Annotated in this window: 9 protein-coding genes; 7 read left to right on the forward strand and 2 right to left on the reverse strand. The window is 42.3% G+C overall.

Annotated elements, in window-relative coordinates; translation table 11 throughout:
* Positions 1–66: 66 nt before the first annotated feature.
* The 5 genes from dnaE (at position 67) to Aso01_RS07175 (ending at position 8,474) form a co-directional block, all read left to right on the forward strand.
* The gene (gene dnaE, locus Aso01_RS07155) at positions 67–3,624 is read left to right on the forward strand and encodes a DNA polymerase III subunit alpha (protein WP_004937054.1); all 3,558 of its coding nucleotides are present in this window, start codon (positions 67–69) and stop codon (positions 3,622–3,624) included.
* 18 nt (positions 3,625–3,642) lie between these two features.
* Entirely contained in the window at positions 3,643–4,491 is an 849-nt protein-coding gene (locus tag Aso01_RS07160; RefSeq protein ID WP_004937052.1) for an RNA methyltransferase, read from the forward strand.
* Positions 4,484–5,293, forward strand: coding sequence for a serine O-acetyltransferase (cysE, locus tag Aso01_RS07165; protein ID WP_004937050.1), 810 nt, complete (start codon positions 4,484–4,486; stop codon positions 5,291–5,293). Before Aso01_RS07160 ends, cysE begins: the two co-directional genes overlap by 8 nt.
* A 109-nt stretch (positions 5,294–5,402) precedes the next feature.
* On the forward strand, positions 5,403–6,326 hold the full coding sequence (locus Aso01_RS07170; protein WP_004937048.1) for an ABUW_2363 family tetratricopeptide repeat lipoprotein: 924 nt from the start codon (positions 5,403–5,405) through the stop codon (positions 6,324–6,326).
* Between the two features lie 144 nt (positions 6,327–6,470).
* Positions 6,471–8,474, forward strand: coding sequence for an esterase/lipase family protein (locus Aso01_RS07175; RefSeq protein ID WP_004937046.1), 2,004 nt, complete (start codon positions 6,471–6,473; stop codon positions 8,472–8,474).
* Here Aso01_RS07175 and Aso01_RS07180 read toward each other — a convergent pair whose 3' ends face one another.
* Entirely contained in the window at positions 8,475–9,221 is a 747-nt protein-coding gene (locus Aso01_RS07180; protein WP_004937044.1) for an iron-containing redox enzyme family protein, read from the reverse strand. It abuts the gene before it with no gap.
* A gap of 483 nt (positions 9,222–9,704) precedes the next feature.
* On the opposite strand from Aso01_RS07180, the gene Aso01_RS07185 reads away from it, so the two are divergent.
* Positions 9,705–10,949: a GGDEF domain-containing protein gene (locus Aso01_RS07185; protein WP_004937043.1), complete on the forward strand. Its 1,245-nt coding sequence runs from the start codon at positions 9,705–9,707 to the stop codon at positions 10,947–10,949.
* A 132-nt stretch (positions 10,950–11,081) separates the two neighbouring features.
* The gene (locus Aso01_RS07190; RefSeq protein WP_025095936.1) at positions 11,082–11,738 is read left to right on the forward strand and encodes an epoxyqueuosine reductase QueH; all 657 of its coding nucleotides are present in this window, start codon (positions 11,082–11,084) and stop codon (positions 11,736–11,738) included.
* 86 nt (positions 11,739–11,824) lie between these two features.
* Here the strand turns inward: Aso01_RS07190 and Aso01_RS07195 are convergent, their stop codons facing one another.
* Positions 11,825–12,613, reverse strand: coding sequence for an alpha/beta fold hydrolase (locus Aso01_RS07195; protein ID WP_004937041.1), 789 nt, complete (start codon positions 12,611–12,613; stop codon positions 11,825–11,827).
* Between the last annotated feature and the right edge of the window lie 83 nt (positions 12,614–12,696).

The following is a 12,696-nucleotide window of genomic DNA, read 5'->3' on the forward strand; positions in this document are numbered from 1 at the left end:
AATATTAGACAACTGTCTCAGACAGAGCGTGTTAGAATATTTGGCGGTCGTGTTAAGGATAGGTCTATGCAGTTTGTTCATCTTGGTATTCATTCAGAATTTTCGATTACTGAATCGATTGTTCGCATACCTGATCTCATCAAAGCTGCTGTCAAAGACAATATGCCTGCTTTGGCGCTCACAGACTTATCTAACTTACATGCGGCCGTGAAGTTTTACACCTCGTGTTTAAGTAAAGGCATCAAACCGATCTTAGGCAGTGTGGTTCGGCTCAATGAGCCCGACCAACGAGTTACCTTGCTCGCCATGACCAATGAAGGCTGGAAAGGCTTAACCGAAATTGTGTCACGTGGTCATATCGAAGGCCAGCAACTCAGCATTCCTTGTGTTCAAAAAGAATGGATCTTGGAACAACATCACGACATTATTGTATTGCTCGGACAAAACAGTGATGTTGGCAAAATGTTGTGTTCGTCCAATCCACAAAAAGCAGAGCCGCTGCTTGAAGCATGGCAAGAAAAATTTGGCAATCGTGTTTATCTGGCTTTAACTCGCACAGATCGTCCGGGTGAAGAAGATTATATTGGTGAAGCGGTTAAATTGGCGGCCAAGTATCATGTTGGTGTCGTCGCGCATAATGATATTCATTTTATTGAGCGTGATGATTTTGATGCACACGAAGCACGAGTCTGTATTGCAGATGGTTACGTACTTGCTGATAACCGCAGACCCCGAATTTACAGCCCCGAGCAATATTTTAAAACCACCGCCGACATGGTGGAACTCTTTTCAGATATTCCAAGTGCACTTGAAAATACTTATTACATTGCGCAGCGCTGTAATGTTTCGCTACAGCTTGGAACTTACTTCCTTCCGGATTATCCAATTCCAGATGGTTTTACCATCGACACCTATTTTGAGCATTTGTCTAAAGTAGGTCTTGAAGAGCGCCTTAATCATTTGTATCCCGTAGAGATGCGCGATGAAGACTGGCCTGAAATTCGTAAACCTTACGATGAACGTATTGAGTATGAAGTGGGCATTATCCTTAAAATGGGATTTCCGGGTTACTTCCTTATCGTGATGGACTTTATTCAATGGGCCAAAAGTAATGGTGTTCCGGTTGGTCCGGGCCGTGGTTCTGGTGCAGGCTCATTGGTAGCGTATAGTTTAAAAATTACCGATCTGGATCCACTTCGTTACGATTTGCTCTTCGAGCGTTTCTTGAACCCAGAACGAGTTTCAATGCCCGACTTTGACGTCGACTTTTGCATTGCAGGGCGAGACCGAGTAATTGATTACGTCTCTCGTACCTATGGACGTGAAGCAGTATCGCAAATTGCGACATTCGGTACGATGGCGGCCAAAGGCGCGATCCGGGATGTTGCGCGCGTACTGGGTAAATCGTACGGTTTGGCCGATCGTATTTCAAAAATGGTGCCTACCAAACCACTCGGGGTGGATCTGGCGACGGCCATCGACATGGAGCCACAACTCAAAGACATCGTCACCAACCCGTCCAATCCGGATTATGACGATGCCAGTGAAATTTGGGAAATGGCACTCAAGCTTGAAGGTATCACGCGTAATACAGGTAAACACGCCGGTGGTGTGGTGATTGCACCCGGAAAAATTACCGATTACTCGGCAGTCCTATGCGATGCCGATGGTACAAACCGCGTTGCACAATACGATAAAGATGACGTTGAGGCAGCCGGTCTGGTCAAATTCGACTTTTTGGGCTTGCGAAACCTGACCGTAATTGAAGATGCGGTGCAAAATATCAATAAGCGCATCCAGTTTGAGACACCGCTTGAAATTGCCAATGTGCCTTTAGATGATAAAGATGCCTACTTGGTGTTCGCCAACGCCAATACGACTGCGGTGTTTCAGTTTGAATCCGTCGGCATGAAAAAAATGCTGAAGGAAGCGCGCCCAAGTAAATTTGAAGAAATTATTGCCTTCGTATCGCTTTACCGTCCGGGCCCGATGGATCTGATTCCCGACTTTATTCACCGGATGCACGGCGGTGAATTTGAGTATTTGCATCCATTACTTGAAAGTGTGCTCGAACCGACCTATGGCATTATGGTGTATCAGGAACAGGTAATGCAGGCTGCACAGTTTTGTGCGGGATACACGCTCGGTGGCGCAGATTTGCTCCGCCGCGCCATGGGTAAAAAGAAACCTGAAGAAATGGTCAAGCAGCGTAAAATCTTCATTGAAGGTGCTGCGCAAAAAGATATTGATGAAGCCACAGCCAACCATATTTTTGACTATATGGAAAAGTTTGCAGGCTATGGCTTTAACAAATCGCATGCTGCTGCCTATGCCTTGGTGGCCTATCATACCGCTTGGTTAAAAGCGCATTATCCTGCCGAATTTATGGCGGCGGTTTTATCGTCGGAAATGCAAAATACCGACAGTATCGTATTTTTGATTGATGACTGTCGTAATAACGCACTTGAAGTCATGCCACCTTCTGTAAATATGTCGCTGTATCATTTTCATGCCAGTGATGAACGCACCATTGTGTATGGTTTAGGTGCCATTAAAGGTGTAGGCGAACAAGCAATGCAATCGGTGATTGACTCACGTATTAAGCAAGGTCCATATACCGACTTATTCGATTTTTGCCACCGCATCGACTTGAAAAAAATTAATAAGCGTACACTTGAAGCGTTGATTCGTGCCGGTGCTCTCGACTGTCTGCAAATTGAACGATCAACGCTCATGGCACAGTTGCCTGAGGCTGTTCAGGCCGCGGAGCAAGCACGCCAAAACCGTGAAACTGGTATTATGGATTTGTTTGGTGAAGTTGAAGAAGTTCAGCGCAAACCTGCCAAACCTGTTAAGCCGTGGTCAGACGAAGTTCGCTTAAAAGGTGAAAAAGACACTTTGGGCTTGTATCTGACCGGTCACCCGATTGATGTTTATCGCACCGAATTAAAATCGTTTATTCCAGCTAAACTAAATGAACTGACACCTACGCGCCGTGGAGTCACTACGGTCTTTGCTGGACTGGTACTCGACGTTGCCAATTTCCCGAACCGCATTGTTGTTACGCTCGATGACGGAACTGCGCGTGTTGAAGTCAGTTGTAACCATGAACGTTTTCAGCGCTTTAAAGATATTGTCGCAATTGAGCAAGTGGTGGTGATTGAAGGCGAAATTTACGAGCGCGAAGGCTTCGACCGCCCGATGGCACGCTTGACCAAAGCATTTAGTCTGAATGAAATTCGTCAAAAACGTGCCAATCATATTCGCATCCAGCCAACAGACGACTTGATGACCCCTGCTTTAGCGCGCGATCTGCAACAGATTCTTTTGCCTTATTGTAATATTGATATGTGCCAGCATATTCCTGTCATCATGTGTATCGATCAGCCTTACGCAAGTGCAGAAGTGCAGCTTGGGCAAAACTGGAAGGTTGCGCCACTAGACGAACTACTGGTGAAACTGCGCGATTATTTTGGTAAAGAAGCGATTTACATTGAATATCAGGTGAAGTCAAAAGCAGCCAAAGCGGCAGAGCCAGTAAAAGCGAATATTGCCCTACCGCAAGATATGTCGATGGATGAAGCAATGGATCTGTATCACGCAGAAGTCTCTCAATACTCTTAAATTTGAATCGGATACTTTATGAATAATGCTGACAATGCGTTGGTGAATCAATCATTGGCGCATGTACGAATTGTCATGGTCAATACCACGCTTCCAGCCAATATTGGAAGTGCGTTACGTGCAATGAAAACCATGGGACTGTCAAAACTGGTATTGGTTGCACCCAAAACCTATCCACATCCCGATATCGATGCCCTTGCCGCAGGTGCACAAGATCTGATCGAGCAAATTCAGATTGTGGATACGCTTGAAGATGCCATTCGAGATTGTCATATTGTATTTGGAACCAGTGCGCGTAGCAGAACCATTCCTTGGCCACTGCTCGATGTACGCCCGGCTGCTGAATTATCGATAGATGCCGTGCTGAATAAACAACAGCAAGTCGCGATTGTATTTGGTCGTGAAGATCGCGGTCTGACCAATGAAGAGCTGGCATTGGCCAATTATCACCTCACGATTCCGGTCAATACCGACTATGGCGTGTTAAACGTAGCGCAAGCCATTCAAGTGGTGTGCTATGAAATGCGAATGGCTACACTCGAACGAACCACCACATCATCTCCTGAAATGACAAATGCGCAAATGCAGGTTGCAGAAGGTGTCGCAATGGACTGGGATGAGCCACTGGTCACTCATCAGCAAATGGAAGAATTTTATCCTCATTTTGAAAAAATGCTGGTCGACATCGAATTTTTAGATCCACAAAATCCGCGTTTGCTTCCACTTCGTATGCGCCGTTTGTTTGGTCGTATTCAACTCGACCGAATGGAGTATCATTTGTTACGTGGTGTGTTTAGCCGCGTGCAAGCACTCAGTCAGGGCAAATGGAAAAAAACACAACAGGATGAGGATCAGCCCCATGTTTAAACAGCTTAAAGAAGACATTCAAGCCGTATTTGCGCGTGATCCGGCAGCACGAAATACCCTGGAAGTTTTGACGACTTATCCGGGTATTCATGCACTGATCATGCATCGGGTTGCACATGAGCTCTGGAAAAAAGACTTGAAAGGCTCTGCACGTGCGCTGTCTTCTCTGAGCCGATTTGCGACAGGAATTGAGATTCATCCTGGCGCCAAAATTGGTCGTCGCTTTTTTATCGATCATGGCATGGGTGTCGTAATTGGTGAAACTGCCGAAATTGGCGATGATGTCACGCTCTATCATGGCGTAACGCTTGGCGGTACAACTTGGAATAAAGGCAAGCGTCACCCGACGCTTGAAGATGGTGTAGTGGTCGGTGCCGGCGCAAAAATTTTAGGGCCATTGATCATTGGTAAAGGGGCGAAAATTGGTTCAAATGCTGTTGTGACCAAGCCTGTTCCTGCGGGTGTGACTGCTGTAGGCAGTGCAGCACGATTTATTCAAAAAGATCTGGATAAAAATGCCGAAGAAATGCGCCGTGAAAGCTATGCACAAAGTATTGGATTTGAACCTTATGCAGCCACTCGCGACCAGACCGATCCTTTACTCGAAGGTATGAAAGTACTGCTTGACCGTATTCAGCAAAATGAAGTGCGTATGAATACTTTATGCAAGCGATTGACTGCACTTGATCCGACATTTAAAAAACAAAACTATGATCAGCATCCATTTAGTGATGAAGAGCTTAAAATTATTGAAGAAGTCCGACGTGAATGTGAAGCACAGCATAAGATGAGTGATGCTTGACCATTTAGTTTAATACTGTAACACGGCACTCATTGCATGTTTGCTCAGGTTTTCTTAGACTGGCTACACAACGATCTTTTATTCATACAACAATTTTACGGATGACTCTATGATGTTTAAGCCTTTGGCATACACCATGTTAGCAGCTTCAGTTTTAACCGCATGTAGCCCTCTTCCTGTCAAAGAAAATAAGCAAAGCACACAACCTTATGTGTTCACCGAGCCGGATATTTCGCCGCCATTTTATTCATTAAATCCATTTAACTACGATGCACCTCCTGCATTTGAAGTTGCACTTAAAGAAGCAGCAGCTCAACCTGTAACAAAAATGGTGGTAAAACGTTCGGATGATCCGACACAAACGATCGTGCTCGATGTCAATAAACTGATTGTTCCAACAATTAAAAATAATACGCGTAGCATGAAATATGCCGCATTGGCTGGTGAAAATGAACTGGATGTCACCGAAATTGATGACTTTATCCAGCTTGTTGAAGGTAAAGCTCGCCATTATCCACCACGTTTTACCGATCGCCAGGAGCGTCGTGGTTATGAAAGTAAGTTAAAGCAGGTTTCAGCGCAACTTGATACTTTAGCAGCCAATCCAGATGCTTCATTTGATGTTCTGATTCGTGCATTTAAAGCCAGTGTGCTTGGCCGTAACCTCGATTTAGGTTCTGCTTATACCACCAAATCACTGACTTATGCTCAACGTTTACTCAAAATGAATCCAAATGATCCGGAAGCCAATTTCTGGTTTGGTTTTGGTTTATCTGAAGGTGGTGGTCAACGTGAAGCAATGCCATATTTGGAAAAAGCCATGAAAGGCGGCGTACAGGAAGCGTATTTGGTCAGTGCAAATAACTATATTGCAATGGAGCAAAAGAAAAATGCAGTCCAAACGCTCAAAAATTACAAAATCAAATATCCAGACGAAGCTGAGGTTGCAGATCGTTTAATTACAGAGATCGAAAAGCAAGGTCGCTGGAATGTGTGGCAAGTCATGACCAACCCGGCAGTTGCACCGAAGTAATACTTCACTCTTGTATATAAAAATAGGCTGACCAACAGCCTATTTTTATGGTTGTTTCTTAGAACCCTGTACTTCAATTTGATCCAGATTGATTGCACATATTATGATGTGCCGACTCACCATATCTAAAAAGAACTATTTGCTATGAGACCGAATCCATCATTGCTAAAAGGACTTAGCCTACTGAGTGTAAGCCTCACCCTCTTACTCAGTGGTTGCCAAGTGGTGAGCGTAAAGCAGCAAGCGTTAAATATTACCATTGCCAATGAGCGCAATAGTATTCTGATGCAAGATGCATTGAGTGAGGCCAGTCTGAATGTCTTGTCGATGTCGGGCCGAGAAGCAAACGTTTGTACAAACGACCCCGATGCATGTATTGCAGAACTCAAAACTATTTCACAAATTGGTGAAGAGCAATTTCTGTCTGCCGCAAGCGAAATTTATCTGGCTAAATCGATGCAACTTGAACGCTCGTCGGATTGTAAAACACCTTCTTCTATAGCTAAATCAAATACAAAACTAAATTTGTCGAATCAGGAAAATAACTGTTTAGATCGTCAAATGAATATGCTCGATAAAAGCATTCGCTATAGTTATGCCTATTTATTTTTGACACAAAGAAAACCGCAAGATCGAATATTTGATAACCGCCAAGTTCAAATTCGAGATTTCTATAATCAAGCTATTGCGAAACAAGTGACGTTGTATGCGCTTCGCAATCCACAAAAACAAGTACAAACCCAGATTCAACTCGGTGACAATACTTACCGTATTAATTTTGATGATTTTCCACAACTTGCAAAGCAACCTCTTGAGAAGTTTATTTCGAGTTATAACCTGAACTTTTCAGGGCTTCGCACAATTAATCGCCGAGATGGTTTTGGATCAGAGTTTGTTGCAGTTTTCCCGCCATCAAATCGTAAAGAATCTTCAAAATATATTGTCGACCCGCTACATTACAACTTTAAGAGTGGACAAAATCCAAATATTCACGACGCGCGCTATCTGGCAGTTACACTTGTCGTCGAGCCTCAGATCAAGCCCAAGAATGTCGACCAGATTTTAAATAATCCTCAGTTTGTGATTAAAGTTTATGATCCGTACAATACTGAGAATATTAAGGTCGCGGGGAAAAGCTACCCCTTAGCAGCAAATTTTTCGGCACCATATGGTTTATGGCTGGCGGAAAATAATCTTGGAATTTTGGCTTATTTAAGCTTATTGGATCGCGATCAACGTTTAAGCATGCCGCATCTGTATAAGCTCGAACCGTATAATCCCAATAAAAAAATTATTGTATTGGTACATGGATTGGCCAGTAGCCCTGAGGCATGGATTGGGCTCACCAACGATATTATGGGTGATCGTGTACTACGCGAGCATTATCAAGTCTGGCAAATTTTTTACTCAACCAATATGCCAATTTTGGAAAGCCGTTATCAAATTTATGCGTTGTTACAGCAGGCATTTGATGGACTTGACCCTCAAGATGCCGCAGACCACAATGCGGTACTGATTGGTCATAGTATGGGAGGCATTATTAGCCGATTACTGGTGAGTAAGGCTGATTTATCAGATAAAGCCTTTAAGATGCTGAATACCAATCAACGTCAACGGTTTAAGCGAGATCAAAATGTTTTGAACCGCTTTAAAATTCAACCCATTGAAAATTTTGACCGCGCAATTTTTATGTCTGCACCTCACCGGGGTACAGATTATGCAGACCGATGGTTTACCTTGGCAGCACGTAAAATTATTCGCCTGCCCAGTTCTTTTTTAGGCGCACTGACCGACACCCTCACTAACGATGCGACCGATCAGGCCAAGGACCTCACCAATGGCATCAACGGTGGACTCATTCAAAATGGTCCAAGTGATTTAAGCCACAAATCTAAATTTATTGCACTAACTAAAGATGTTGTGCCACCAAAAGGCTACGTGTTTCACTCAATTATGGGCAACATCACTAAAAGTCAGGAACCTGATCAAATTACAGATGGTATCGTTCCGTATAGCAGCGCCCATCTTGACGGCGCTGTATCTGAAAAAATTATTAAAGGCGGGCATTCAATTCAGGAAACACCAGAAGCTTTGCTTGAGTTACGTCGGATTCTGCGCTTGCACCTTCAGCAGCATCAAATCAAGTAATTACGCAGTTTTAGATTGCAGTTTGTAGCACTCATCAAGTGCCAATGCATAGTATTCAAGTCCTTCTTTTGCAGCAAGAAAAGCTTTTTGCTGTAATTCTGGTTGATCTGCACACAATCGTTTGATGAGTTCCATGGCTTCATAGGGATGTAAATCATCGTAATGCGCATGCGCACGTAGCCATGCCAGAGAGCGCTTATTGATATTCACTTCAGGGTGATCAATATATGCATGTATACCTTTATAGACCTGAACTGACCAATCACCTGTCGCCCATTCAATCGCCAGATTGGTTGCTGCAAGGCACTCAGCTAAAGAACCTGTGGTATTGGTATGCCATAAAAAGTGATTGACTGCATTCATGGCGACTGGGGGACGAACTTGATTGAGTTGATCAATGCTCAAGCCAAAGCCTCCTGCCCAGTCTTGATACCAATTTAGGTGTCGTTCTTCCACTTTAATGTTTTGAATCAGCCAATTGCGGGTTTCAGTCACACCTTGAGCAGAAAAATCAATCGCTTTAGACAGCCCCAACGCCATGTAAGAAGGAAAATGCGCGACCAAAGGATAAAAGTTAAGCAAGGCCGAACGAAAGCAGTCCAGACTCAATTGTCCGCTGGCCATATTTTGAAATAAAGGATGCTGGCTCACGCGATCTTTATACGGAATGAGTTCGTCCCAAAATTGCTGAGCCCATGGACTATGCGACGTTATTTCTAAAGCTGTTCCTTTTGTATAAGCACTCATTCTTAAAATCCTGTTACTGTTTCGTCCAGTGAACTCATTTATGCTGCATTGATAATACAATATACAATTTAGAAAAATACTGTATTTTTTATCACTTTTCTAGACGTCTTCAAATCATTTGTGTGAATTAAATCTCATTTTAATTGACTATTTTTTATAATTCTTAAGCGATATTTAAATAAAGATCAATTTTTATAATAATGTGATTTAATAGACAATTTATCAAATTATAATGAATTAATATTATTTAAAAATGATGACCAATTATCATTTTTAAATCATTCACATTTATATTTCACATTTTTACAAATAAATAATTATTTTAATAACATATTGTTTTATAAAGTTTTAGATAAAAAATAGATATTACTTTTCATCCTTAAAATTTCAACGTATGATAATTATGACTTGAATACAATATTTAAATCCAAATCACTTTTAAAAAAATATTTTGAGATTGCGTTAAGACAGTGAGATCTGCCGATGAAGTTACAAGGCTCAAATATTTTAAGTCAGGAGCAGATAGACTTACTTTTATCGCGTGGCTTAAATTTTGTCTGGTTTCCTAAAACACTTGAACAAGTTTATCGCACTCAATATCGACAAGCAGCTGCCCATGAGTTTCGTTTTCGTGCACCGATTATTCTCATTTTATATAGTTTACTCAGCTTTGGTATTTTTCAGGTTCTTCCACAATCTGAAATTAAACTCTGGCTGATTAATTATGCTTGGGTTGGTGTAATTATTACCAGTGCCTGGCTGCTCTCTTTTTTTAAATCGTTTGATAAATGGTTCGATTACTATGTTTGCCTCGGCTCGACTGCCGCTGTTGCCATCACATTTACGCTCATTAATATTCTAGAAGGCGGTCAAAACAATGCCTTACTGCATGCATCAATGATGTATGCCGTGATTATTATTTACGGCTTTGTTGGTCTTCGTTTTTATACTGCCCTGTTTGCAGGTTGGGTCGGTGGGTTAATTGGTTTTACGATTAGTATTAATTCAAACATCTCGATTGATTGGACTTACTTAAATCGCACGTATACCTTTAGCAGCTTCTTAGGTATGGCGCTGGCCTACTTTACCGATCGTCAGCATCGTGAAAATTTTTTAAGTGACTGCGTTATTGAACTCAATCGGCTCAAACTGGTTAAACAGGCCGAATTACTGGAAACACTTTCACAGCAAGATTCACTCACTGGCTTAGCCAACAGACGCTATCTAGATGAAGTGCTTGAAAAAGAATGGCGCCGTGCGGTTCGACACAGTATGCCCATCACCATCATGATGATCGATCTGGATTTTTTTAAATCGTATAATGATTCGTTGGGGCATATTAAAGGCGATGAATGTTTACGTGAAATTGCCAAAGCCTTAACGTCACTCACTTCACGAAGTGGCGATTTAGCTGCACGTTATGGCGGTGAAGAATTTCTATTGTTGTTTCCAATGACCAATGAATCTGAAGCACTCATTCAGGTCAAACGCCTCATGAATGTAATTCGTAAGATCGATATTCAACATCCCTCAAGCGATATTTCGTCTCAGGTGACATTAAGTGTTGGGGTCGCGACCATGATTCCGCAAGTTGATGACAGTATTTCATCATTTGTATCTCGCGCAGATCATGCATTGTACACGGCAAAAAGTAAGGGTCGTAACCAGTATCAGATTGCCAATATTCATGTGTCGGTAGAGATGAATTATTCTTCATCGAAAGCTTAATTGTTCGTTTTATATGATCTGTCATTTGCATAAAAACCATCCAATTTAAAACGCTATCACACTTAACTCATGCCATTAAAGGTGAAATCGAGTAAATTATATGGTTTTAATGCGATAACTTTTTACGACTTGATGACTAAACCTAGAATTAAACTTGAACTTCCTAACAATGCAGATAAATTGCTTCTGCATTCCTGCTGCGCACCCTGTTCAGGCGAAGTGATGGAAACGCTACTTGAATCGGGTATCGATTATTCGATCTTTTTTTATAATCCTAACATTCATCCTGTTAAGGAATATCTGATTCGCAAAGAGGAAAATATTCGATTTGCCGAGAAACACAATATTCCCTTTATCGACTGCGACTATGACACCGACAACTGGTTTGCACGTGCCAAAGGCATGGAAAATGAACCTGAAAAAGGGATACGCTGCACCATGTGCTTCGATATGCGTTTTGAACGTACCGCCCTGTATGCGCATGAAAATGGATTTAAAGTGATTAGCAGCTCGCTCGGTATTTCCCGCTGGAAAGACATGAATCAGATTAATGACTGTGGTGTTCGCGCTGCCTCACATTATCCTGAAATTACTTATTGGGATTACAACTGGCGTAAAAATGGCGGTGCAACGCGAATGTTAGAGATTAGCAAACGCGAAGAATTTTACCAGCAGGAATACTGTGGTTGTGTATATTCATTACGCGATACCAATCGCTGGCGGATGAGTCAGGGACGTGATCGGATTAAGCTCGGTGTTAAATTTTATTCTGCGACTGATCCTGAATAATACGTTAACAAATTGGGTAAAACAAAAAGACTCGATGCATTGAAGCTCGAGTTTTTTTGTTTACAGCAGTCATGACGTCACCAAACTCAGTGCGTTCGTGACTCACCTTGCTGATGTAAAAAATCCTGAATCATCTCAATTACAACATCGGGTTTTTCTGCATGCAGCCAGTGGCCTACACCATCAATACTTTGGATATCTGCTTGCGGGAACTGTGCTGTAATTGGATCGTGATACTCGGGCAGGACGTATTCTGATAATCCACCACGAATCAACAACATCGGTTTATTCCATGGCTGAATCGGATGCCAACCTGCAATATGAGAATATTGCTGTTCGATCGCATCGACATTAAAAAGCCAGTGGCCTTGATTAAACGATTTCAGCAAAAACATAATCACGCCATCTTCATGAATATATTGCTTCATGATCTCGGTAGCTTGTTTACGGCTCAGCTCGTGCGGTTCAGCACGAACAGCGTTCAGTGCATTTAAAATAGCCTGATGACGATGCCCTTCATAAGCCACAGGACTCACATCAAGTACAATCAGATGCGCAATATGTTCTGGATATAATCCAGCAATTTTCATGGCGACTTTTCCGCCCATTGAATGACCAATCACGGAAAACTCGGCAATACCCAGTTCATCCAGTGTATCGATCACGTCCTGCGCCATAATTTCATAGTTTATTTCGGCACTGTGTGGAGAAGCTCCATGGTTGCGTAAATCGAGCTGGATAATTTTATGATTGGTATTTAATGCCCGCGCAATCACCCCTAAATTTGACAAACTACCAAATAAACCGTGCAACAGCACAAGAGGTGCATTGGTTGTGGCATGATCTGATTCAACAATGTGGCTGTTTAATATCATAAAGATTTCCATATATTTATCGCTATACCAATAAGACTAGCTCGGCTGACCAACTGGATTCAAGCATCAACTACATATCCGCA

The sequence above is a fragment of the Acinetobacter soli genome (assembly GCF_000760595.1).
In the GTDB taxonomy this organism is placed as follows: Bacteria; Pseudomonadota; Gammaproteobacteria; order Pseudomonadales; family Moraxellaceae; genus Acinetobacter; species Acinetobacter soli.